This is a genomic window from Nodularia sp. UHCC 0506, assembly GCF_034931045.1.
Taxonomy (GTDB): domain Bacteria; phylum Cyanobacteriota; class Cyanobacteriia; order Cyanobacteriales; family Nostocaceae; genus Nodularia.
In genome coordinates this window covers 59,355-82,830 of sequence record NZ_JAYGHH010000014.1, presented here as the reverse complement: position 1 = coordinate 82,830, position 23,476 = coordinate 59,355, and the positions used below count along the sequence as shown (strand labels likewise).

20 protein-coding genes, 1 other RNA gene and 1 pseudogene are annotated in these 23,476 nt (G+C 41.2%); 14 read left to right on the top strand and 8 right to left on the bottom strand.

Going from position 1 to position 23,476, the window contains the following annotated elements; all coding sequences use genetic code 11:
• The coding region (locus tag VB654_RS11165; RefSeq protein WP_323213802.1) for a CHAT domain-containing protein at nucleotides 1-1,285 on the top strand (1,285 nt) is incomplete at its 5' end.
• Nucleotides 1,286-1,433: 148 nt separating this feature from the next.
• Here VB654_RS11165 and VB654_RS11160 read toward each other — a convergent pair.
• On the bottom strand, nucleotides 1,434-7,088 hold the full coding sequence (locus VB654_RS11160; protein WP_323213800.1) for a translocation/assembly module TamB domain-containing protein: 5,655 nt from the start codon (nucleotides 7,086-7,088) through the stop codon (nucleotides 1,434-1,436).
• Between the two features lie 221 nt (nucleotides 7,089-7,309).
• Here VB654_RS11160 and VB654_RS11155 point away from each other — a divergent pair, with 221 nt between their 5' ends.
• The 6 genes from VB654_RS11155 (at nucleotide 7,310) to VB654_RS11130 (ending at nucleotide 12,223) form a co-directional block, all read left to right on the top strand.
• Nucleotides 7,310-7,750, top strand: coding sequence for a DUF3110 domain-containing protein (locus tag VB654_RS11155; RefSeq protein WP_323213798.1), 441 nt, complete (start codon nucleotides 7,310-7,312; stop codon nucleotides 7,748-7,750).
• A gap of 69 nt (nucleotides 7,751-7,819) precedes the next feature.
• Entirely contained in the window at nucleotides 7,820-8,752 is a 933-nt protein-coding gene (gene murQ, locus VB654_RS11150) for an N-acetylmuramic acid 6-phosphate etherase (RefSeq protein ID WP_323213797.1), read from the top strand.
• 367 nt (nucleotides 8,753-9,119) lie between these two features.
• Entirely contained in the window at nucleotides 9,120-9,743 is a 624-nt protein-coding gene (locus VB654_RS11145; RefSeq protein WP_323213795.1) for an exopolysaccharide biosynthesis protein, read from the top strand.
• A gap of 60 nt (nucleotides 9,744-9,803) precedes the next feature.
• A complete protein-coding gene (locus VB654_RS11140; RefSeq protein ID WP_323213794.1) occupies nucleotides 9,804-10,343 on the top strand; it encodes a hypothetical protein in 540 nt (179 codons plus the stop codon).
• A 436-nt stretch (nucleotides 10,344-10,779) separates the two neighbouring features.
• Complete coding sequence (locus VB654_RS11135; protein WP_323213792.1) at nucleotides 10,780-11,133, top strand: hypothetical protein; 354 nt, start codon at nucleotides 10,780-10,782, stop codon at nucleotides 11,131-11,133.
• 112 nt (nucleotides 11,134-11,245) lie between these two features.
• Entirely contained in the window at nucleotides 11,246-12,223 is a 978-nt protein-coding gene (locus VB654_RS11130; RefSeq protein WP_323213791.1) for a sucrase ferredoxin, read from the top strand.
• A 133-nt stretch (nucleotides 12,224-12,356) separates the two neighbouring features.
• Here VB654_RS11130 and VB654_RS11125 read toward each other — a convergent pair whose 3' ends face one another.
• The 3 genes from VB654_RS11125 to VB654_RS11115 all read right to left on the bottom strand — a co-directional run bounded on the left by VB654_RS11125 (nucleotide 12,357) and on the right by VB654_RS11115 (nucleotide 15,193).
• Complete coding sequence (locus VB654_RS11125; protein WP_323213789.1) at nucleotides 12,357-14,237, bottom strand: ABC transporter ATP-binding protein; 1,881 nt, start codon at nucleotides 14,235-14,237, stop codon at nucleotides 12,357-12,359.
• A 75-nt stretch (nucleotides 14,238-14,312) separates the two neighbouring features.
• Entirely contained in the window at nucleotides 14,313-14,588 is a 276-nt protein-coding gene (locus VB654_RS11120; protein WP_416235674.1) for a glycoside hydrolase 100 family protein, read from the bottom strand.
• A 56-nt stretch (nucleotides 14,589-14,644) separates the two neighbouring features.
• On the bottom strand, nucleotides 14,645-15,193 hold the full coding sequence (locus VB654_RS11115) for a 2'-5' RNA ligase family protein (RefSeq protein WP_323213788.1): 549 nt from the start codon (nucleotides 15,191-15,193) through the stop codon (nucleotides 14,645-14,647).
• 188 nt (nucleotides 15,194-15,381) lie between these two features.
• Between VB654_RS11115 and VB654_RS11110 the strand changes: the two genes are divergently transcribed.
• The 5 genes from VB654_RS11110 (at nucleotide 15,382) to queF (ending at nucleotide 17,189) form a co-directional block, all read left to right on the top strand.
• Nucleotides 15,382-15,648, top strand: coding sequence for a YciI family protein (locus VB654_RS11110; protein WP_323213787.1), 267 nt, complete (start codon nucleotides 15,382-15,384; stop codon nucleotides 15,646-15,648).
• Nucleotides 15,649-15,685: 37 nt separating this feature from the next.
• Nucleotides 15,686-15,782, top strand: an RNA gene (ffs, locus tag VB654_RS11105) — signal recognition particle sRNA small type.
• Between the two features lie 27 nt (nucleotides 15,783-15,809).
• Complete coding sequence (locus tag VB654_RS11100; protein WP_323213786.1) at nucleotides 15,810-16,196, top strand: phasin family protein; 387 nt, start codon at nucleotides 15,810-15,812, stop codon at nucleotides 16,194-16,196.
• A gap of 140 nt (nucleotides 16,197-16,336) precedes the next feature.
• Nucleotides 16,337-16,744: a hypothetical protein gene (locus tag VB654_RS11095; RefSeq protein ID WP_323213785.1), complete on the top strand. Its 408-nt coding sequence runs from the start codon at nucleotides 16,337-16,339 to the stop codon at nucleotides 16,742-16,744.
• Between the two features lie 58 nt (nucleotides 16,745-16,802).
• The gene (gene queF, locus VB654_RS11090; RefSeq protein WP_323213784.1) at nucleotides 16,803-17,189 is read left to right on the top strand and encodes a preQ(1) synthase; all 387 of its coding nucleotides are present in this window, start codon (nucleotides 16,803-16,805) and stop codon (nucleotides 17,187-17,189) included.
• 65 nt (nucleotides 17,190-17,254) lie between these two features.
• Here the strand turns inward: queF and VB654_RS11085 are convergent, their stop codons facing one another.
• From VB654_RS11085 to VB654_RS11075, 3 genes are all read right to left on the bottom strand, one after another.
• Complete coding sequence (locus tag VB654_RS11085; protein WP_323213782.1) at nucleotides 17,255-18,628, bottom strand: cytochrome c biogenesis protein; 1,374 nt, start codon at nucleotides 18,626-18,628, stop codon at nucleotides 17,255-17,257.
• A 239-nt stretch (nucleotides 18,629-18,867) separates the two neighbouring features.
• Nucleotides 18,868-19,608, bottom strand: a complete 741-nt coding sequence (locus VB654_RS11080) for a cytochrome c biogenesis protein CcdA (RefSeq protein ID WP_323213781.1) — start codon at nucleotides 19,606-19,608, stop codon at nucleotides 18,868-18,870.
• 40 nt (nucleotides 19,609-19,648) lie between these two features.
• The gene (locus VB654_RS11075) at nucleotides 19,649-20,470 is read right to left on the bottom strand and encodes a type 1 glutamine amidotransferase (RefSeq protein WP_323213780.1); all 822 of its coding nucleotides are present in this window, start codon (nucleotides 20,468-20,470) and stop codon (nucleotides 19,649-19,651) included.
• A 388-nt stretch (nucleotides 20,471-20,858) separates the two neighbouring features.
• Here VB654_RS11075 and VB654_RS11070 point away from each other — a divergent pair, with 388 nt between their 5' ends.
• Nucleotides 20,859-21,638: a hypothetical protein gene (locus tag VB654_RS11070; protein WP_323213778.1), complete on the top strand. Its 780-nt coding sequence runs from the start codon at nucleotides 20,859-20,861 to the stop codon at nucleotides 21,636-21,638.
• A gap of 117 nt (nucleotides 21,639-21,755) precedes the next feature.
• Here the strand turns inward: VB654_RS11070 and VB654_RS11065 are convergent, their stop codons facing one another.
• Nucleotides 21,756-23,093, bottom strand: a complete 1,338-nt coding sequence (locus VB654_RS11065) for a Mur ligase family protein (RefSeq protein WP_323213776.1) — start codon at nucleotides 23,091-23,093, stop codon at nucleotides 21,756-21,758.
• Nucleotides 23,094-23,381: 288 nt separating this feature from the next.
• Here VB654_RS11065 and VB654_RS11060 point away from each other — a divergent pair.
• Nucleotides 23,382-23,474: pseudogene (locus VB654_RS11060) on the top strand (thioredoxin family protein); the annotation flags it as partial.
• Nucleotides 23,475-23,476 lie beyond the last annotated feature (2 nt).

Genomic DNA, 23,476 nt, shown 5'->3' with positions numbered 1-23,476 from the left:
TACATACCTGCTATTACAACAAGTCCTGATTTCTCAAGACAAACCAGAAGCAGCTTTAGAAATAGCTGAACAAGCAAGTCTCATGGCATTTTTAAACTTGTTGGGAATGCGTTTAGATTCTGAATCAGCAGGTAACAATTTAAAAATTGCTCCAGAACAAGTTAAGCCACCCACAATCAACGATATTCAAACAATTGCGAAGCAGCGTCAAGCCACTTTAGTTAAATATGCAATTTTCCCAGACAATCAACTTTATGTTTGGGTAATTCAGCCCACAGGTAAAATTACATTTCGGCAAATTGACCCGAAATCAGAAAATACAATTTATCCCGTTAATTCCATTACAGAAGTCATTGCTAATATTCCCGCTAATTTAGGTTTAATCAATCCCAAAATAGCCACAGAAAAAGATGCGAAACCGCTATTACAACTAAATCAACTATTAATTAAACCCATTGCCGACTTGTTACCAAATAATCCTCAAGAGCAGGTAATTTTCATTCCTCAAAATGAATTGTGGTTTATCCCTTTCGCAGCTTTAGTTGATATTTATGGCGAATACTTGATTGAAAAACATACAATTACCACAATCCCAGCAATTCACATCCTCCAGTTAACTAAAGAACAGCGTAACCGCACTGGTGGCAGTAAAGTTGTGGTAGTGGGTAATCCGATCATGCCCACAATTGCCCGGTCAATTAACGAGACACCAAGACCATTACCTCCCTTGGTAAATGCAGAACAAGAAGCTTTAGAAATTGCCGACTTTTTCAAAACTACAGCTTTAATTGGTAATCAAGCCACGAAGTCTAAAATTGTATCTTTATTACCAAATGCTAAAACAATTCATCTAGCTACCTATGGTATTTTAAATGATATAAATAGACAAGGTATACCAGGGGCGATCGCACTAGCTGGTAATGGTGAGAGTGACGGACTACTTACAGCTAGAGAAATCCTCAATTTATACACTCAACCCCAAGGAAAGCGTTTACGGGCTAATTTAGCTTTTCTCAGCGCAGGTGAAACTGGTATTGGTAGCAAAGGTAATGGTGTACTTGGTTTGTCATTGGCATTAATTCATGCTGGTGTTCCTACTACGATCATTTCCCAGTGGGCAACAGATAATACTCAGACAGTTGCATTCACTACTGAATTTTATCGTCAATTAAAACAGAACTCCAATAAAGCCCAAGCCTTGCGTAACACGATGTTAGCAACCATGAAACAATACCCCCATCCTAGAAATTGGGCAGCATTTAGTTTAATTGGTGAAGCAAGATGAAAAATAGGTCAATACAATTCAGTTAACCAATTTTTTCCTCCTCTTTCTTCTCTCTCTGTGTCCTCTGCGCCTCTGTGGTTCGTGACAGCAGAAGTTTAGGATGGTGCGTTATGCTACGCGAGGACACACCCTACAAAAAAGATGTGGGTTAAAATCGCCGTTGAAATTCCACTACAGCCCGACTGTCATCATCTAAATTTGTGGAAGCACGCAGACGAATTTCATCATTAATCCGGTAATTTACACCCCACTGAAATGGGTCATTGGCTGTCAGAATTTTAATACTAGAAATAGAAAATCTGGGAGAAACGTCAATTCCAGCCTCAGCAGCTAATTCTAAACTAGAACTACTCCTTCCTGCTTCGGGATTATTAGAAACAATTGTGGGAAATATCCGCAGTTCACTTAACCCGACAGAACTACCAATTTGATTAAAGGCTGACTGAAAGTTGCTGAATACAGCTGAACCTGCAATGTTAATCAGACCTAAAGTGCTATCTCCACCGCCTTGTCCATCTACAAAGCCACCCCCCAACAAAGCCACAATTTCAGTTTCTGAACGGGCTGGACTGCTGGTTAGTTCCAATGTCTCATTAATTTGACTGGCAAACCCTTGGACATTTGCTTCAACTTGCACACTTTCTAAGGCTGCTAACCCAGCAGTACTTGCCCGTGTGAAATCGCTACTCTGAACTACATCTAGGACTTTGGCGACTAAGCGAACATCTAATTCGGGGTCACGGGGTTGGCTGGCTTTAAAGGTAGCTGTATGTTTGTAACCACGGGCGAGGTTAAACTGTGTAGTAAACAAATTCACTCCACCTTTCTCTAGCCTGATCGTACCATCGGGTATGGGTTCAGCAAAGGAACCGTTAACTTTGAGGTTCCCTGTAGCTCGAAAGCTCATAATTGGTGGATTATTGACTTCTACATTTTTACCCAGTTCTATATCTAAATTATTAAACATCACATTTGTATCGCCGCCATCAGGTTGAATTTGCTTGTTGGCTTTAGAGGATGACAGACCAGTAGTAGTAGCAGATGAGTCTGGGTTAGCTGCATTTGCAAGTAAAACTTGACCATTAAATAAATTTACTTGACCACTAATTTCTGGATTTAGAGCCGAACCAGTGATTTGTAAATTACCACTGGCCCCTCCTTGGTACAAGCCTTTGAGATTTAAAGCTAATTCCTTGACGTTAACGGTGAGGGGGTTTTCCAGGTTCCCTTGTCCATTGCTGAAAATGGGAATTTCTCCAGCTGCGATTACATTACCTCGGCTAAACTGACCTTCTAAGCTTTCTACTAAAATGCGGTCAAAATCAAACAGCACTTTTCCTGTCACATTTTTAATTTGTTCTGGTAAAGTTTGGGCAGTAAAGGTAGCATTATTAACATTAGCAATACCACTTACTATCGGCTTTTCTGTTGTTCCGCGCACTTCAATGTCTACCTCTCCTTCACCCTGTTCAAAGGCCACCTGATTAGTCAAGAGATTGAATATTGCTAATCCCTCATTTTTTACCTGAATATCCAAATTAATTTGATTGTTTTCTGGGGCTACAGTGGCAAAAGGTAACTGATAAGGAATACTACCAGTAATATTCACTGGTTCCGTTTCCACAACCGAGACAGTACTACCAAAGTTGAAGCGCCCATCAGCATAACTGAAACTAGCGATCGCTGACTCAACTGGCTGCTGGTTCAAGGTTCCTGCTATAATTTCAAACTCTCCCCTACTTTGGGGATTGGCAATACTACCGGCTATGGCAGCTGTACCATTGAGATTACCTGAAATTCCCACTGGTAGGTTGACAAAATTATTTAGTAGTGATATGGGGAAATTCCTGATCCGCAACTGACCAGATTGATCATCACCGCCAATATTACCTGCAAAGACGAGACGGCTATTTTCTAACTCAATGCGGAATGGTCGTAATTGTAAAATCCCATTTTCAAACCGACCTTGGGCAACTATGTTATTAGCAGTATAGAAACGATTAGTTTCTGTTTCTTTACCCCAAGTAAACTCTCGACCCCTCAAATCAAATCCGACTGATAAGCCTTTATCTGTGGCAGTATCGACAGCAATTTCTCCGTTAAAAGTCCCTTGTAAATCAGCTAAATTGGGGATGGGATTGGATTCGCGCCGTTCTTGTTCTTTTGCTACTAACAGGGCATCAATTTCATAAAAACGTTTGAGTTGGGTTAATAAGGGCTGTGTCGGTAATCCACGAGATTGAGTTGCTAAATCCTGTGCTGTGCCGTATGTGGGCGGTGCTGTGCCTCGTTGAAAATCTTGTAATTCAAATATTTGCGCTACTGTTAGCACATCTTGGATATTACCCTGATTGACATTCAATTTCCCCTGTATTTGGGTTCCTTGGGAAGTTTGACCAAAATTGCCAGCGAAGGCATAACGGCCACCGTTTTTGACAAATTCGCTACTGGTGAGCGTCGTTTTACCATCACTGTAACGGAATTGCGCGGCCAAGCGATCGCCTGTAATTCTCCCAATTTCTGGAGAAGCGATCGCTAAATTTCCACTTGCGGCCAATGTCTGCTGATTCACCTGTACATCCCCAGTTAACAGCCCAGCCACAGTCCCAGCACCTAAACGCAGATCCGGTGGTGGTGTTAAGTTTAAAATTTGTAAAGGAAAATTAGCCACTTTAATCGCCAAATCATCTCCTTGTGCTTGACCTCTAGCGAATGCGTCTTGTCGCCGCACTAAAAACGATTCTGGGCGATTTTGAGCATCGAGGTTGAAAGCAATCCTATCTGTCTTCCCTGTCAAATCTAAATTCAAACCTTGTCCCTGCACAGATTTGATATTTCCAGTTAACAACGACTCAAAAGTAATATTTTGTACAACCAAATCTCGTAACCCAATTTTTCCTGTGACATTGGGCAAAGGCAAATTACCAGTAATTTGTCCGTCAAAATCAACATTTCCCGCCACATCAAACTGATTTGGCAAATTGATTGGTAACTGTTGTAGATTGTAATTCTGAGCTTGGACGTTGAGATTTAGCTGGGTAATTTCCGGGATACCTGCGACATTGGCATTAGTCAATATATCACCACTGACATTTAAACCATTCGCTACAGCTTGTTGAATAGCCAGCTTTTCACCAGTCCAAGTCAGTGTGGCAATTAACGGTTGTTCCAGACCAGGGAAACCTTGAGATAATTGTACTTGTCCCGCAGCCCGAACATCAGCTAATTGGGCAGATCCTAAAATCCCAGCCACCTGCAAATTACCGCCCAAATCACCCCGTAACTGCTGATTCAATTGATTTAATTCCACCCCTGAAGCATCAACTACAGCCTGATAGCGACCATTAGCCAGTTGAATGTTAGAAGCTGTAATGCTTCCCCCAGCCACATTTAACCGTCCCTGACCACTGGCTTGGATAGTTTCTGGACTGAAAGACTCAACCGACCCCGCGACATTTAATTGACCGGTTAACCCTCCCCGCAATTGTGGTGGTACTGCTGCCAACTGTTGCAGAGGGAGATTATTAGTTTGAACTTGGGCTTGATATAGACCATTAGCTATTCGAATGTTAGAGGCTGTAATGCTTCCACCTGGGAGGTTAAGCCGTCCTTGTCCACTAGCTTGGATAGCGGCTGGAGAGAAGGATTCCACCGCACCAGTGACATTAAATTGACCAGTTAACGCACCTTGAAATTGTGCTGGAACCGTGGCTAACTGCTGTATAGCGACATTATTGGCTCGTACCTGGGCTTGATATACACCCTCAGCTAATTGAATATTCGTGGCTGTCACAGTTCCACCTGCTATATTCAGCCTTCCCTCACCAGTGCCGCGTAGGGTATTAAGTTCCAAATTTTGCGTATTCCCGGCGATTTGAAACGTACCTACCAAGGGATTATCCAAAGCTGGGGGGGATTCCTTTAAGATGCGCCCTAGCCTGACATTATTAGCCACCAGTTGCGCTGAAAAGTTTTGGTCTTGGAACTGGATACGAGACACTGCAACTGTGCCACCACCAATATTGACTCCTGCGCCTTCAGTGCTAATGTTGGCAATTTGAAATGGTTCCGCCCTACCTTCCAGGATGACACGACCATTGAATTTCGCCCCTGCTAAAGAAATATTTTGCAGTTGATTTTGGTCTACAAAAGGTGTCAAACCTACACCAGAAGCTTGGGTGACAGCTCGCCAACGCTGGTTAGCAAAACTACCAGAACCTCGCACCATCCCACCAGCAACATTCAACGCCACATTGCGAAAGGTAAGGCTACGGTCTGCGGCAACAACGGTTTCACCAGTACCGGGATAGGTAGCTTCTGGGGCTTGCCATCTGACCACAGTTTGGGCGTTATTTGCCGCACCAGTTAATTGAGCTGTCGCGGAAACAGTACCAATTTGGATTGGAGGTGTAGTTTCGTAAATTTTAGCTACGGCATCCCCAGGAATATTCTTAGCGGCGAAATTAAAATCTAATTGGGGGTTTGTTCCCAGGTTGATGTTACCAACACCTGTAATTTCGCCACCAACTGCGGCTTGTCCCTGAATATCTCTGAAACTAATTAAATTAGCATGAGGAACAAATTCAAAGTTACTAGTAATATTTTTAAAATCAATTTTATCAATTTGGGCAGTTTTAATAGTGGCAATTGCTCCTGAAAGAACGGGTTTGGTGATGGAACCAACCATTTGTAAGTTCCCTTGTAATTCCCCGGTTACGGGTACTGGCAATTTGATATTGAGACTTGCTTGAGTATTAGCCACACTGACTGCATCAACACGACCTGCTAACTTATAGCCTGTCTGTGGATCGATAATGCCTGTAGCCACCAGAGGAATTTTGCCGTAACTGCCAACAAGATTATCTAACTGTACTTCTGTTCCCTGAAAGCGAATTGTCCCTTGGGTATTGAGAAAAGCTTGGGGTAAGTTGGGAATTTGCAGGTTTACCCCTTGTAAGTCAGCATTGCCAAATAACAGAGTGGGCTGTTCTGGTGTGAGTTGAATTTGGACGTTGCCATTAACTGTACCCGCCTGTAAGTCAAAGGGTAATTTAATGATGCTGGTAATTTTAGCAGCTAATAAATCTTGCGATCGCAGTTGTAATTTAGCCGCTAATGTTTGAGGAACTACCTCTCCTTGAATAGCCAGATTTCCCCCATTATCTGATTCACCCCTAACATTAAACTTAACTAACTGGTTTTCTTCTAGCAGTTGGGCTGTGCCATTAAGTTGTGAAAATGTTACGGGGGTGATGGTAGACATGACTTTTTCATCACCTGCTTGGGGTATTAATAGCAACTTGCCATTACGAAACCGCAGTTGGTCTAAATCAGTTTTAATCAGCGTCGATTCACTTGGTGGGGCAATTTTAGTCGTAATCCAACGCCCTTGATTATCTTGTTCAATGTAAACATCTGGGTTGACTAAGGTAACATCTAGCTTGAGTTGACGATTAAAAATTAATTGCCACGGACTAAAACCCACTTCTACAGCATCCACTACAGCCCGGTCTGGATCTGTGGGTGTTGCGGGGATAGTTGAAGCCCCAAATTTTACACCTGTCAAGGAAAAGCCTGTAACTTCTCCCAAGTTTACCGGACGGTTGAGTGTGTTGGTGATCCCGCTTTGGGCTAAGGGCGTTAATTCTTTTTGGACAAAACTCCACAATCGCCAAATACCGCCGGTGATTCCCACTAGCAACAGTCCGCCCAGGGCAATACCACCACGACTCAACACTAGCAACCACAAACGCTTGCGGGCTGAGGAATGGGAATGATGGTTTTCATTAGGAGATTTAGTCATTATGGTTTCTTTTATAACTGGGTGTAGCTGGCTGACTACTAGCAGTGACTGATAACTATAGATCGTGATATCTATTCCAGGATACAAACCTATTTGAGATTTTGGGATATGCAATTATCAAAAGCTCGATCAACAAAAAACGAGAGCAACTTAGTTTCTACTCAGCTTTTGCACAGTCTTAAACTTTAATAGTATAAGTAGATCGCAAAACCAAAGGACAGATGATTACACCAATGCGTGTTTTTGTGCTAATTTTCAATGCTCACACAGAAAATGAGGGAATTCACTCAATTCGGGTGGGTGATGCTTCCTCATCACAGTCAGGGGCTGTACGCAATAAAATTTTGATGTTCGAGTCAGAAGATGACGCTCTCCGCTTTGCCCTGTTACTGGAAGCTCAAGATTTTCCTACCCCTACAGTGGAAATGCTCGATGCTGAGGAAATTAAGGGATTTTGTGAAAGTGCTGGCTATGAATGGGAAATTGTTCCGGCTAACAGCGATTTAATTTTACCCCCTGAAATGAATTTGGAGAATACTGACTGGCAAATTGATGCTCAAAAAGAGGATAGCTACCAATCTGACCCAGTGCCACCAGCTGCACCAGAAATGTCTGATTCTGAATTAGAAAATATGCGGCGCAAATTTGAAGGTTTGTTGTGAAATCATTGGGGAATGGGGATTCTCGAATGGGGAAAAGTGATATAAAGCTATTTATTTAAGATGTCAATTATGCCAAATTTGCAGGAACGGGGCTATCTTTTAACTGAGCAGGTCAATCCTGATAGTCTTCATTTAGATCAACTCAGTTCTGTTGAGATGGTGAGTTTGTTTAATCGTGAAGATGAAAAAGCAGTGGCGGCGGTAGCGGCGGCGCAACTCCAGTTAGCTCAAGCCATTGATGTGGCCGCAGAACGTTTGAGCCAAGGAGGACGTTTATTTTATGTTGGGGCGGGAACAAGTGGCAGATTAGGGGTGCTAGATGCGTCTGAATGTCCACCTACTTTCTGCACACCCCCGGAGTTGGTACAGGGCATTATTGCCGGTGGTGCTGGTGCGTTGGTACGCAGTTCTGAAGACTTAGAAGACAGTACCGCAGATGGTGAAGCAGCGATCGCTCAACGACACATTACTCAGTTAGATGTAGTAGTGGGGATTACTGCCGGTGGGACAACGCCTTTTGTCCACGGAGCGCTAAATGCTGCCCGTCAACGGGGCGCTAAAACTATTTTTATGGCTTGTGTCCCCACAGAACAGGTACGCTTTGACGCTGATGTGGATGTTCGCTTATTAACTGGCCCAGAAATCCTCGCTGGTTCGACACGTTTAAAAGCTGGTACAGCCACAAAGTTAGCTTTAAATATCCTTTCCACTGGGGTAATGGTGAAGCTGGGCAAAGTTTACGGTAATCGCATGGTAGATGTGGCGGTAACAAATCAAAAGTTACGCGATCGCGCTTTGCAGATGTTGCAAGACCTCACAGGGTTAAGTCGAGAAGCTGCTGGTTTTTTACTCGAACGCAGTGGGAAGTGGGTAAAGTTAGCATTGCTGATGCACTGGACTGGCTTAGACAAAGATGCTGGCGATCGCTTGCTTGCAAAACATCAAGGCAATCTCCGGGTAGCTGTTGCCAGTCATAAAAATGACTCAGAGACTTCCAAATAAAAAAATATCCCGTCGTTTTGAGAGTAGGGGGAGGAAAGGTCATTTTAGTTGCATACATTTGGATCAACTTTGTTTATACTCAGCACTTAGTATTTTGCTGTTTTTTGTACCTACTCAATTGCAAAATAATATTTTTTAAGTCTAGTCGGCAGAGAAAAATTAAGCTAAGTTGATTAAGGTAAAATCTCTACTTTCCTTGATTATTTGGAGTTACAAGCTTAGTCCGTGGGCGTAAATCAAGTTAACTGCTTGAAGTTCTGGTATCTCACTCAACGGAGAACCGCTATAGTTTGTTTTTTCCTGCCTGGCTACTTAAAATTCAATTACTCACATTTTTTGACTAAATTGGACTCAGATTCAGTAATCTATGGCTAGACTGTCCCAAGAGTTACAACGCTATTTTTTTGATGAAGACCGCACCGAACACATAACTCTAGCAGAGATTTTACTGTTAGCCAAGGAACGGGTTTTTGGGTTTTTGCTAGTGATTCTGTCTCTTCCTTCAGCTTTACCTGTTCCTGCCCCTGGTTACTCGATGCCTTTCGGGGCTTTAATCTTTGTGCTGGCTATACAGCTAATTTTCGGGGCAAAAATTCCCTGGCTACCTCGAAAAATGCTCAATCACCCGATTAAACTGGAAACAGTCCAGAAGTTTTTGAAAGCGGGAAATCCTTGGTTGCAAAAGATTGAAGCGATCGCTCGGCCGCGTTTGTCCTATATTTGTACTACTCTACCAGGTAAAGTCACGATTGGGATAGCGATCGCCTTAATGGGAATTTCGATGATCATTCCGATTCCAGGAACCAATACCCTCCCAGCCATAGGAGTTTTTGTCACCAGCTTTGGTTTGCTCGAAGATGATGGTGTCATTAGCTTAGGAGGTGTAGTTATCTGTCTCATAGGGGCAGTTTCGAGTATTTCAATTTTAATTGCAGTGTTTTGGGGTGGTACTAGTCTTCTGGATTTACTCAAGACTTGGTTGGGGCGTTAATCTCCAAAAATACCACTAGAGGCCTATGGCATGAGACTATAAAAGATAGATAATACTGCCATGACTGTCTTAAACATTCATCTCTATTTATTTTGGGAAAATCTGCTGTTTTTCCTCTCCGTGACATCTTTTTTTATTGTTGTGGGTTGGACGTGGCAACACGCAAAACCCTACAGAATTCCCGAACCGCTACCGAGATTCTTGCAACTCTGGTTTAGCACAGTACAAATATTGGGAGTACTACTACCTTTAGTAGTAATGGTGTTATGGGGTGTATTCTGGAACTACACTTCTGTATTAACAGTACTTACTTGGTACTTTGTGGTACTAGGATTACAAATCCTCTCGGAAAGCATCTCAGTTAGACTATTTCACAGCGTAGTTTGGGTGATGATTCCCTACTTGTATGTGCCTTACCGGATCTGGCAGATGTATGAAGGTTTGACACTATTGGGTTCCGCCAGTCCACTCTGGTGGGTACGCAATTTGTTAATTTTAGAAATTCTGCTATGGACTGGTAACTATGTTTTAAATGTTTCGCAATTACCAAGATTGCTACGCTGGAAATTCAACTATAACTCAGATATTAGTCTCAATTAACTTGCAAGTATGCACTTAGGGCTGCTGATGGGAAATTGTGTTCAAAACGTTCAACTTTGCACATTTCTATAGATATCATTGAGACTTTCGATACTTACATCAACGATGCAGCTTTAATTGAATGTTAAATAGCCTAAAGTTGCGGAAAAAACTAAAATTATCCCAAGTGATAAAAATCAAAAAATACTTGCATTTGGGATTGAATTCAGTTACAGTAAATTTATTAGTCTCAAAAACCTTTGCATATTCAGCCTTGAGAATGTACCTCATAGCTGCCGGACGTTTTGGATCTAACTGTCATTGGCTGAGATGAGGTGAAAAGGCCAAATCAGCTTTAGAAACGAGAATTATGCTGATCAAGTTCATCTAGCGGAAGTTATGTTAATTTCAGCTTGATGTCTTATTTTTTCGCTATTAATTGAGAATCTTTTGCAATATGAATGTCTTTTTTGATATATTAAAAATAAGTAGTGTCATAGCAGCCTTAAACAACCATTGGGATATTAAAGCTGTTTTTATCGGGATATATCGGCAAAAACCAGGATTTTTGGTGATTCAAGACTGGCTGAATTTAAGATTAGTCATGTATTTATATGCAACTAAATTCAGACAAACTCAGCCTCAGCCATTAGAATTGTTTGCCCCAACAGATAAAAAACACTACAAAACTAACTTAAAAAGCACTGTAATATCTCTCTTGAAGTTAGTGAATACTAATCTGGAGATTTTATTAATCAAAAAGACGTTTATTGAAAATGATGTTATAAAGTGGCTACCTGCCTTTCACTAGTAAATGCAGATTATTCTCGTTTATTTCTCAGGGTTGAAGTTTCGTAGCCAAAATTACATTAGCGTTTTCCCATAGCCTTCTGTCCATAAAATTCACTAATGAGTAAATTTCGATGAATACTTTTTTTTGTTCTGACCATGCACGAGAAGTAGGAGAAGATATTATAAGTAGTGCGACAAATTACGAAACATATATTTTAGTGGAATGTCCTCAACCCTGGGCTTATGATGCTTTTCAATCTAAATGGGTACCTAATAATTTACGGGCTTTAGTAGAAGAAGTCCGCCGTGCTAAATTATCCGTGAGATTTCTCTTAATTGCTAATAACTATTCTCACAAAATAGATTACACAACTCTTTTGATTTATCAAAAACAAGCAGGGTTGAGTCATGGATACCAAAAGTATGAGTTCAAGTTACCACACATTGAACAAGTAGCGGGGGTAGTAAAAAAATGTTTATGGGGCAAAATCCCCGACCATGAAATAGAGACAAATATTACCAGAGATATTTTAGTCTGTACCCACGGTAGCCATGACCAGTGTTGTGCCAGATATGGTAATCCGTTTTATTTCCAAGCTAGTACTATTATTGATAATTTGGAATTAGATCATGTCCGAATTTGGAAATCTAGCCATTTTGGTGGACATCGATTTGCACCAACAGCGATAGATTTACCAGATGGCAGATATTATGGTGTTCTCAATCAAGAAGCATTTCGTTCAATTTTGACCCGCACAGGTGATATACAATGCCTGAGAAAAGTGTATAGAGGCTGGGGAATTCTACCGACGGCTGTGCAAATATTAGAAAGAGAATTAATGCTGCGCCACGGATGGAACTGGTTTAATTACAAAGTGGCAGGAAAAATCATTCAGCAAAGTTTAGATAATAATACAATATTAGCCGAGTTAAGTCTTGAAGAACCCTGTGGTTCTCTGTCTATTTACCAAGCAACACTCGTCAAAGACACCACCAAAACACTAGAAATAAAAGGTTCTTGTCATGCTAAAGACAATTCCGTGTTTGTCAAATATGCTGTAGAGAGTATCGGGCTTGTCTGTAATAAAGTTGTAACTTTCAGTAGTTAAAAACCGGATTGCTATTTACCAAAACAAAACAAGCCCTGATAGCAAAGTGCTGAGTGTAAAGCCAAAGCACTATAAAAACTTTACTCAAAAAAACCTCAGCGTTACTTTGCGTTAGCTTTGCGCCCCTCTGCGTTTAAGAACCTAACATTTGCAAATTATGTAAAGTAGCATATAGTCCCCCTTGTTGTAACAATTGGTCATGACTGCCTTCTTCAATTAATTCACCTCGCTTCAACACAAAAATGCGATTTACATTGCGAATTGTAGACAAACGGTGTGCGATAATAATAGCAGTACGTCTCACCAAAACTTGATTTAATGCCTCTTGGATTAAAGTTTCTGTACTCACATCTAAACTAGCAGTGGCTTCATCCAGCACCAAAATTTGCGGATTGCGAATTGCTGCACGGGCAAAGGCTAAAAGTTGCTTTTGACCACTAGAAATATTTGTCCCACGTTGCCGCAATTGAGTATTGTAGCCTTGGGGTAATTGTTCAATAAACTCAGCCACATTGGTTTTACTAGCAGCTTGTTGAATTTCTTCCAAGGTGTAATGGTCGCCTAAAGTAATATTGCTTTTAACATCACCAGCAAACAAAAAACCTTCTTGCAAAATTACGGCCATATAGCGGCGTAAGTCTGCCTGTGGTAACTCCCGAATATCTACGCCATCTACTAAAATGCGTCCTTTAGTGGGTTCATAAAGACGGCATAATAGCCGAATAACTGAACTTTTTCCTGCACCTGTGGGACCGACTAAAGCTATTTTTTCACCGGGATGAATCACGAAGTCTAAATCTTTAATCACATAATCATCGTCTTTGTAGGCAAACCAGACGTGTTCAAAGCGAATTTCTCCCAAATCTGGCGTAGGGTCGAATTCTTGGCACTCCATACTATGAACTATCTCGTCTATATAGCCGAGACTGGAATCAAATATAGAAAAACGAGGATTAATGCGATCGCGGATTTCTATGGGTTCATCTAAAACATCGGTAATGCGTTCAATTGCCGTAAAACCAGCTTGAATGACGGTGAATTTTTCAGCAAAATCTCTTAAAGGGTCAAATAATCGCTGGGCGTATAAGATAAATGCAGCTAAAACCCCGAAGGTGAGGGATTGGTCTAAAAGTAACGAACCACCTAGTAAAAGCACTCCTGCGATCGCTACTAGTCCGATCCATTCCAAAGTGGCTGAAACAGCCGAATCATAAAGAATGGTTTGATCCACTTGCTTGGTGTAGCGTTGGTTGGCGTGGCGAAACAAGTCAGCATTAAAACTTTCTCGTCGGAATAACTGCACGATATTCATCCCCACTACATTTTCCTGTAACTGGGAATTTAAGCCAGAAAGTTCTTCTCGTGCTTTGTAATTGGCTTTGCGGTACTGCTGCTGAAAGTAAATAATTAACCAGGTAATTGGCAGCAGCATTACTAGCAGCAAGCAAGCAAGTTTCCACTCAATGGAAAGCATAATACCAGTAATTACCAGCATGGTTAACACATTGGACACAATGCCAATCGCCCCAGTGGAAAAGACATCTCCCAAAACTTCCACATCGCTGGTTAATCGAGTAATTAATTTACCTATGGGTGTGCGGTCAAAAAAACGCACCGCTAAAGATGTCACATGATGAAATAAATCTTCACGAATTGCCGCCGTAATTTTTTGCCCTAGCTTCTGTAGTAGATAACCCTGAACACCAGTTAGTATCAGTCTGATCACAATGGCAATCAAGATTAATACTTGGAGGATATTTAACCCTTGCCACAAGGGAAGAGTCTTGAAAAATTGATATGTGCTGGGTTCATTGCGAATCAGAGAAATCACCTGTCCAATCAGCAGTGGTTGGACTGCGTTGGCTAATGCGATTGGTACAAGTAGTACTAATGCCAGTGTCAACAGTCGTCCACTGCGACGGGCATAGGGCAAGAGTCGTAAAAATAACCGCCAGTCACTGAGATTTGTGCGGTTATTGGTGTCGGATGTGTTTAAAGATTGGTAGCTGCTCATAATAAGAGCATTATATTGATTTTTTCAACAGGAGAAACACGTTTTTTAATGTAGCAAGGTGGGGAGTGAGGAATATTAAAGGCTACAACCTAAACTATCGCTAATTTCAGCAAAACTGATGAGTTTTATTTGTTCGGGGTGATCCATAAACTGTTTAGCGGCTAGTAAACCGGCGATACTCCACGTTTGATATAGTCTGGCTTCTTTACCAATGAGACGACCATTTTTACCATCGTAATATTCGGGAAATTTATCGGGAATTAACCGCTTTTCCACAATGGCGATCGCGTGTTCACCAAAATCAGCCACTAAAAACTCTTCATCGCCATGATTTGTGGTTCCGTTCCTCATCAAATTAAAATAAGACGCGATCACACTCACTACCGAGCATATCACTGCCAGAATTCCTAGAGGTTTGAGCAAAAAGCAAACTTTGACTTGATATTCCAACGCTGACCGTCATGTAGCAGCAGCGTTAACTTGTCAGCAGTAAAATCAAAATTTAATGAACGTTGGACAAATTCCGGCCAAGCAAGCCTAAAATTCTGCTTTGTTAAATCCCGAAACGCCACAGTTATATGGGGTGCAAAGGGACGAGTTTGAGATACTTGATCCACAATTTCTAAATTACTCTCAACATAACCCATTAAATCAGCTTGCAAAGTTAAAAGTGCTTGACTTTTAATGACATTTATGTATATAACACGGGGAGGAAAAGCTGCATAACCATTGAGCATAATTGGTATTGGCTGTTGTCTACTAGCAAACTCTTTCAGAGATGCTTCTAGCTGTGGAACATGAGCATCAGACCATTCAAAAGGAGGTTGCAAGGTGATATGAGGTGGTGAATTTTGCGCCCCACGACTGGCATAATGATCAGCGAAGTGCTGCTTAATTTCGTTGGCGTAATCCTGGATGTACTGTGGTGGTAGCAGGGCAATAAAAAAACGGCTCATCTAAGTTTATGTTGAACAGCGAAGTCTCAAGAATATTACAAATATATATGTATAGTTAAGTACCTCAAACTGAAAAAACGTAATATCCAGATCCCCGACTTCTTTGAGAAGTCGGGGATCTATAGCGTCAAGGTTTTATGTTTAATTAGGTTGACCTACTTACTAAAAATTGAGAGGTGTCCAGATAAATGCCCTTATTTGTCAAAATTGAAGCCGGTAAAGTCGATAAACCCACCTTTGACCAATACGTACCCGCCCATAAAGCCTATGTTGAAGATTTGATTGCCAAAGGACACAAAGCTAAAACAGGTTATTGGGCTGGAGAAAGGGGCGGAATGTTGATATTTGAGGCCGCTTCTAGGGATGAAGCTGAGGCAATTGTAGCGCTTGATCCATTGGTGCAGAACGATTGTGTAACTTATCAACTTTATGAATGGAAAATTGTGATGGAGTAACACACACTTACAGACTTTTGGTGTTATACTGGCATCAGACCTGGATCTACGCGGCTGTAACGCCCAAATCTTGTCAGAACCGGAAGGTAGCAGCAATACGGGATGCTTACAGTAGGCGTAGTCTCCGGGTCGCCCTATTTTCTGAGGAGCGGTCAGCAGCAATGCCTGGTTTTGGAGATATTGTTCAAAAAGCTTTTTACCTCGGTGTCGGGTTAGCTTCTTACGCAAGTGAGAAAGCAGGAGGGAAGTTGGGCGAACTGCGATCGCAAGTCCAAAAACTGGCGGATGAAATGGTAGCCAAGGGCGAAATGAATACAGAAGAAGCCCGCCGTTTCGTTGAAGATATGATGAAACAAGCTCAACAGCCGCCAAAATCCAGTGAAACGCCAGATAAATCACCGACTTCTGAACCCCGGCGCATTGAAATTTTAGAAGAAGATGAAGCGGGATCTGTCAAAGACTCTTCAGCAGATAATAATGTTGATAACTTGCGCGAACAAGTGCTAAAACTGCAAGAAGAATTAAAAAACTTGCAAAAGGATCAGTAAAAAGCAAATTTTCATCTTGTGTATGTGCAGTCAGCCGCATATAGGTATAGTATTAGATACAGAAAATTAATCATAGACATTACCCAGGATGTAGTATAGTGCTACAAGCCTAAGTTTATATTCGGTAAAGGCCTAGGTTTATGGAACAATGGCAAAAAGATTTAGCAGAAATGGTCGAAACCGTGGCTGATGAGGTAGAACGTTTCTTCCTGGGAATGACTGAAATGGTGGATGTGTTTTTTGAACTCAGCGAAGAATTTTCTGACCAGATACAAAATTCTATTGCTACTGAAATTGACCAGTATTTACAGGAACTGACTGACCCAGCTTTAGAAATCTATTGGGAACTAGAAGATGTGGTGGGAGAAGGCGATTCTGGTTTTCCTTATGGAGTTGAACCGACTCTAGAAAAAAATGCGGCTTGTATGGGTTGTCAGCATTACCACGGTCAGGTATATGGTGGTAATCTGTTAGTCTGTGGTATGCATCCTCATGGTTGGGATGATGCTCATTGTCCTGATTGGGAAAAGAATGAGGAGAGGTTTTAAACGCAGAGGGGCGCTAAGGTTAACGCAAAGGTACGCTGAGTTTTTTTGGATTTAAAAGATGAGTAGTTCTTCTGGTGAAATGAAGTATGGTGAACGTGAGATTACTGAGGGTAAGTTAATTACTTTTCCTAATCCGCGTGTGGGTCGGCGTTATGATGTGAGTATTTCTCTACCGGAATTTACTTGTAAGTGTCCTTTTTCGGGTTATCCTGATTTTGCGACGATTTATATTACCTATATGCCTGATCAGCGTGTGGTGGAATTGAAGGCTTTGAAGCTGTATATTAATAGTTACCGCGATCGCTATATTTCTCATGAGGAGTCGGCAAATCAAATTTTAGATGATTTTGTGGCTGCTTGCGATCCTTTAGAAGTCACAGTTAAGGCAGATTTTACTCCCCGTGGTAATGTGCATACTGTAGTAGAAGTGCGTCATCAGAAATAGAAATCTACGCAGAAAGTTTTTTCTCTGCGTACCTACCCTGCGGGAACGCCTAAAGGCGTATGCGTTTAAACTCCAGATTCAGCACTCAGGTTATCTAATATCTCTAAAACTTCCTGTTCAAATGCAACTTGGGCGCGGTTAGTCTTACCACCAATATACAAGCGATCGCCTGTTTTTAACGCCCAAATTTGGGAGTGAGAGAAATAACTCATAGTTGCGCCTAACATTAATAAGGCGAATCCTGTGTAAACTAGGGGGATTCCTGGGTCAGATTTGATTTGTAAGCCAGTGCTTCCCAGAACATCGACTATTTTGAGATTTACGCCATTGACTTTGGCTGACATTCCAGTACGTACTGTGTCTACTAATTTCCCAGTGGAATCATATATTAATACCATGCCTTGCAAGTCTTTGGCAATCACAGAAACGCCATCACTCAAATCGGGTTTAGTGGGTATCCAACTTCCCCAAATCCGTCCTTTACCGTTGGTGTCTAATGCCGCCATTGGTAACTGAAAGATGGGACTATTATTAAATTGGATGCGAACTGCGGAGATTCCCCAATCAGTTTGATAGAATGTTACGCCATGATAGCGCAGGGGTTGATTAACGAAAATCTTTTTATGGTCAACTTCTTCTCCCTGTTTATCCAAGACAGACATATCTGAATAAAATTGGTCAATTCCACCGGTGGGAGTGTAATCAATCCAAAACCGATTTACCCGCACAGACCAATCTTTGAGGTTTTGGAAATTTGCCCAGGGGCCAGCATCTATAATATTTTTTACCTGAAATGTATCACCACTAGATATCATTTCTTGAGCCATAAATCCAGTCATCGCGCCGAGAATCCCCCCCAGGAGGATAGTGACAATCCCCACATGGACAATAATGGGGCCGATACGTCCAATTATTCCCTTACGCGCATAAAGGATGTTGTCTTTTTCTGGTTCTTGAAAGATTTTATAACGGCGATTCTGTAAAATTTCGTTTAAAGAATTGAGGGAACCGGTATCTAGTTCTGCACTCAAGGCTAATTTTTGGAATTTCCGGGGTTCTTCGTAATATTTCCAGCGTCTGGCGGTTTTTAAAGCTGGTAACTGACGAGTAAATGTACAAGCTGTGAGACTAGTACCAAATAAAATTAATAAACCGAGAAACCACCAAGTGCGATATACATGGTCTAACCCAATTACCTGAATTACCTTCCAAGTCAGGAAACCAAATAATGCTGGACTTTCGGGGTAGTTGGACTGATAATATGCAGGTGACTGACCTTGCTCAATCACCGTGCCACTGATGCTAAAAACAGCGATAATTAATAAGAGTGCGATCGCTAGTCGTAAATTAGTCAGTACAGGTAAAATCTCTCTGCGTAAGAATCGCCCAGGTACTGACCACCAATTTAATTCTGTGGACGCTGAATTTTCTACAGTCATACAATTTTGGATTTTAGATTTTAGATTTTAGATTTATTCCACAGATGAATCTAGGGACTTGGGAATTTTAGATTTCGGATTTTAGATTTTAAATTTATTCCACAGATGAATTTAGGGACTTATAACACTAAGGAAGTATAGGACTTACGCACAAATTACGGAATAACGAACCACAGAGACGCAGAGAACACAGAGGAACAAGGGTTTGAGAGGATTTTTGCGTAAGTCCTGAAGTATTATTAAAAACTTCCCAAGGGGAATCGAGAAATTAAGGAAAATACACCAAATGCGATTAATAGCACACCACTAACTGGATTAATCCAACCAGACCAGCGTCGTAGTTCTAGCAGTTTTTTAATAGAAGCCGTAAAAGTCCCAGCTAAAATCAAGGGTGCTACATAACCCGCCGTATAGGATAGTAACAAAATCGCGCCCAGAATTAAATCTTGTGTACTCGCAACCCAACCCAGTAAACTGGCTAGAACCGGGGTACTACAAGGAGATGCGACCAAGCCGAAAGTTAACCCCAAGAAATAAGAACGCACACCCGGCGGTAAATCTGGGGAAATCCAATTAGTTTCACCCAGGGAAGGAAATTGTAGAGGTAAGGCTTCTAGCAAGTTCAACCCCATGAGAATGGCAATTATACTCACAATAATTGGTAAGCCAATTCCCACTTGACCATAGACTTTTCCTACAAAAGCTGCTATAATTCCCAGCCCTGCTAGAGTCGTTGCTAAACCTAAAGCAAACCATGTTGATTGGGTGGCTGCTTGGAGGCGGCCTTTGGCTTCATAACCACCAATGTAACCAATGGTAATTGGTAGCATGGACAGCATACAAGGGGTAAGACTTGTGAGTAAGCCGGCGGTAAAAATAATCCCAATACTGAGTAAGCTAAGGTGCGTTAGTTGGTGAGATACTAGGCTGTTAGCAAATTGTTCTAGTTCGTAAAGTCGTGTTTGTAGAGTCTCCAGCATGGAATATTTTTAAGCTGAAAATGCTTGTTATATTAGCATTCTAGCTTATTTTAGCTGTGGCAGGATTTGGTAAACTGACTTTTAAGCGATTGAGCATTGCTGACCGGGCTTGTAAAGCTAGACTATCATCCAATGGTGATAATAATATACCTTCTTGATACTTGAGCCGCAAAGCTGTTTGAATTAACCAGTCAGCGACAAAGGGGTTTTTGGGTAATAGCGGCCCGTGGGAATAAGTGGCGATCGCATTCTGATAAAATGCTCCTTCAGTCCCATCTTCACCATTATTACCCAAACCATAGACTACACGCCCCAATGCTTCCACTTTCCCTAACTTAGTGCGTCCACCGTGATTTTCAAACCCGACTAAATAAGGTTTACTCCCCGTCATCTCTGCTAGTTCCTGCGACAGACGAGAAGCTGTAACTTCAATTACCAAGTTACCTATACAGCGTTTAGTATTTTCACCAGGATGAACAGAAACTAAATCGAGGATACCTAAACCTTCAATACGTTGTCCCAAAGCAGGTTCATAATATTTTCCCAGCAATTGAGGAGAACCACAGGTAAAAACTCCCGGTGTGCCATTTTCAATTTGATCACGCATAGCATCAGCTTTCGCGCCTTGCAAATCACGCATGACAATTTCTTGCTGACGGTCTTGTGCGCCACCACCCACTATAATATCTACAGATTGAATATCAGCATCTGTGGCATTTTGATCCAGCGCTACCACCTTGACATTATACCCCCGCCACTGGGCGCGACGTTGGATAGTAATTACATTACCGCGATCGCCATAAGTACTCATCAAAGTGGGATATAGCCAACCAATAATTAATTCTAAATTTTCCGAACTCATAAAACCTCACTCATAACTAATAATTTTTATCAACTAAAAAAATTTTCTCAAACCCTCATAACTCTGTGTTCTCTGTGTCTGGAGTGGTATGCGCTTCGCTAAAGTTTATCTGGATAATTTATTTCTTGGAAGTCCCTAATTATCCGGTGTATATCTCTAACTGTGCCATTGGCTAAAGTATTATACTCTGCCCACATCTAAAACTGTGGAATCACTATCTCACATCTTTGAGGATTTCGTATTTTATGTAACAGTTTTCTGGTAACATATTCACCATACTGAAAAAGTATATAATTTATTTTGTATTTGTTTTAAACTACTAAAATTAGTAAAACGTTGATTTTACTAAATATTAATTTTCCCCAACAACTCTAAATGGAGATTATGTATGCAGGTTATTGAAGCTCCTAATATTGCCGTAATTGCTTCAGAAAATGCGGTTACTATTGCGGAATTACCTCCTATATGGCAAGATATTGCCGCCGGAGTAGCAAATATAGGAATTGAGAACCCACAAAGTTATGTGGAAATGGCGCAATTATTCCAATATAAACTAGCGCATGGAGATGTAGATTTATTCAATGAACGTCCAGAATTAGCTCATTTGAAATCGGCATTTTCTCAGCTATTTGGACAACTAGGTTATGAAACCTTAGAATTTTACGGACAGGACTTTTTAATTGATAGCTATCCTAATTTTGCACAAGTTCTGAAAAAATTGCAATCACAGGGAAGAGAATATGCAGATGAGGTAAAGGTAGCACTGATAGGTATGGATCTTTTTGCAGAATTTGGCTATGAATTACCTGCTAGTTTCTATCATGTACATTTAGCCCCAATTTACCGAAACCATGTATTTGAAGAACGGGCTTTACGATTTGATAAACGAGATATAGTACACAAGCGTTCTTGGGATGCTGTGTTACACGCCGGAAAAGTTTTTGCTATGCAAATGAAAGTGCAAAGCATCGCTTCTCAATATGGTTTTACCTATCATCACGGTTGCGGTTGTAATTCTCATTTATCTTCTATTGATATATCTAAGGGAGAATTTAACTATGAAATCAGTCCTGAAAAATATCAACGATGGATAAGAAGTTTTATTTGGACTGCTTGGTATGAATATGCTTTCTTTCCCATAGTTCCCAATACGAGTTATTTAGTATAAGGAACCTCACCCCAATCCCTCTTTTTAGTAAGGAGAGGGGAGAATATAAACCCACGCAGGTGGGTTTTGTCTGTGTAACTGCAATATTCTCATCGCCAGGACTTTCTCAATATCCTTTTAAAGAATTTTCCTACCAGTGAGAACTTCGCGCACTTCTAACATGGCTGAATAGGTAGGCAGAATATGGAGAGTTTCATTATCTGGGGTATGCTTTAACGCAGTAGCGATCGCTTGACGCAAATCTTCTTCTACAATCAAATTGAGGTTACTCTGACTCCCATTTTCACTATACCGCAAACGTAACGCCATATCATAGACGCGATCGCCACTCACAACTAAAGTTCCTCCCCGTTGGACTAACTTCTCTGTATCCACATCCCAAATCCATGATACATCAGTACCATCAGGCGTGCGATCGTTTAAAACCAATAATGTAGTTGTATCGCTGCTTTCAGTCACGACGCGAATAGTTTCATTTGTCCCCACAGGATTTTTTGATAATAAAATCCGCACCCGCTTATGATTAATTACCAAATCTTCCGCCCGACCAAAAGCAGCTTGAAAACTGTTAACTGCATCTCTAATTATCGCTTCATCAACACCTAACTCTTGCGCCGCAGTTACAGCCGCTAAAGTATTATATTTGTTATACAAACCCACCAAAATTTGTGACCATTCACTGCTTTCTAAAGTCGGTTGACTTTTGCTAAAACCACATTGGGGACAAATAAAATCTCCCAAATGAGACAAATATACACCTTGATAATCAAGAGAATGTCCACAACTAGGACAATAAATCGAATCCACAGCGTGAGGAATAGCTTCTAAATAATGTTCTGGTTCATTCATCCCAAAGAATGATACCTTTTGCGGTAACTGCTGACCGAGATAAGATAAAGTCGGGTCATCAGCATTGGGAATCACCACCGTTTCCAGTGGGAGAGTAGAAATCACCTTTGTCCAGCGCTTACTAATGCTGTCTACTTCCCCATATCTATCCAGTTGGTCACGAAATAAATTTAAACACAAGATAATTCTCGGCTGGAGAGGCTTTAAAACTCTTGGGACAATATTCTCATCTACTTCCAAAATGGCGTAATCAACATTCAGCGTCCCCAGCAAGCTGGTATTTTCTATCAACGCCGTCATCAAGCCATTTTCCAGGTTTGCGCCTGTAGAGTTATGGGCGATACGATAACCTTGGCGTTCTAAAATTGTACATAACAGCAGTGCTGTGGTAGTTTTGCCATTAGTACCAGCAATGAGAATTACCCCGTTTTTGACTTGCTGACTCAATAATTCCAACAACCGGGGTTCAATACGACGCGCAATTGAGCCTGGTAATACACTAGCAGCACCGAGACGCAGCGACTTTACTATAAACGTCACACTTTTAGCCACCGACACCGCGAAACCGAGTCGCAGTCTATCTATAAGTTGAATTTTATTTCCCACATCCGTACCCTAATCTTCTGGCGGTTCCTAATTTATAGTCTTGGATTTACAAATTTAATCTACCTAGTACAACACAGGGTAAATAGCACAATTATCTAAAATTAACGAGAAGCCCATAATAACAACTTTTTGACTTTTGACTTTTGACTTCCGCCTTGCGGCTTCGCCATTCCCATACCTGTAAGCGTTATCTTAAAAGATAGTGCTTGAGTGTAATTACATATCCAGCCCAGTTTGACGAATTCAGCACAAACTGATGAAAATTAATAGCTTGCAAGGTTCCGTTTGATGAAAAGCATAAAGTTTCTTTTTTTACATAAAACCATTGCTGACTGGCGGCGAAGGCTGTCCCAATGCTTGTTGTTGCTTGCTTGTCTATTGAT

Bases quoted from the DNA above. Each gene is read 5' to 3' on its own strand.
- VB654_RS11160 (WP_323213800.1), bottom strand. From the start codon at position 7,088: ATGACTAAATCTCCTAATGAAAACCATCATTCCCATTCCTCAGCCCGC.
- VB654_RS11155 (WP_323213798.1), top strand. From the start codon at position 7,310: ATGATTACACCAATGCGTGTTTTTGTGCTAATTTTCAATGCTCACACA.
- murQ (WP_323213797.1), top strand. From the start codon at position 7,820: ATGCCAAATTTGCAGGAACGGGGCTATCTTTTAACTGAGCAGGTCAAT.
- VB654_RS11145 (WP_323213795.1), top strand. From the start codon at position 9,120: ATGGCTAGACTGTCCCAAGAGTTACAACGCTATTTTTTTGATGAAGAC.
- VB654_RS11140 (WP_323213794.1), top strand. From the start codon at position 9,804: ATGACTGTCTTAAACATTCATCTCTATTTATTTTGGGAAAATCTGCTG.
- VB654_RS11135 (WP_323213792.1), top strand. From the start codon at position 10,780: ATGAATGTCTTTTTTGATATATTAAAAATAAGTAGTGTCATAGCAGCC.
- VB654_RS11130 (WP_323213791.1), top strand. From the start codon at position 11,246: ATGAATACTTTTTTTTGTTCTGACCATGCACGAGAAGTAGGAGAAGAT.
- VB654_RS11125 (WP_323213789.1), bottom strand. From the start codon at position 14,237: ATGAGCAGCTACCAATCTTTAAACACATCCGACACCAATAACCGCACA.
- VB654_RS11120 (WP_416235674.1), bottom strand. From the start codon at position 14,588: ATGAGGAACGGAACCACAAATCATGGCGATGAAGAGTTTTTAGTGGCT.
- VB654_RS11115 (WP_323213788.1), bottom strand. From the start codon at position 15,193: ATGAGCCGTTTTTTTATTGCCCTGCTACCACCACAGTACATCCAGGAT.
- VB654_RS11110 (WP_323213787.1), top strand. From the start codon at position 15,382: ATGCCCTTATTTGTCAAAATTGAAGCCGGTAAAGTCGATAAACCCACC.
- VB654_RS11100 (WP_323213786.1), top strand. From the start codon at position 15,810: ATGCCTGGTTTTGGAGATATTGTTCAAAAAGCTTTTTACCTCGGTGTC.
- VB654_RS11095 (WP_323213785.1), top strand. From the start codon at position 16,337: ATGGAACAATGGCAAAAAGATTTAGCAGAAATGGTCGAAACCGTGGCT.
- queF (WP_323213784.1), top strand. From the start codon at position 16,803: ATGAGTAGTTCTTCTGGTGAAATGAAGTATGGTGAACGTGAGATTACT.
- VB654_RS11085 (WP_323213782.1), bottom strand. From the start codon at position 18,628: ATGACTGTAGAAAATTCAGCGTCCACAGAATTAAATTGGTGGTCAGTA.
- VB654_RS11080 (WP_323213781.1), bottom strand. From the start codon at position 19,608: ATGCTGGAGACTCTACAAACACGACTTTACGAACTAGAACAATTTGCT.
- VB654_RS11075 (WP_323213780.1), bottom strand. From the start codon at position 20,470: ATGAGTTCGGAAAATTTAGAATTAATTATTGGTTGGCTATATCCCACT.
- VB654_RS11070 (WP_323213778.1), top strand. From the start codon at position 20,859: ATGCAGGTTATTGAAGCTCCTAATATTGCCGTAATTGCTTCAGAAAAT.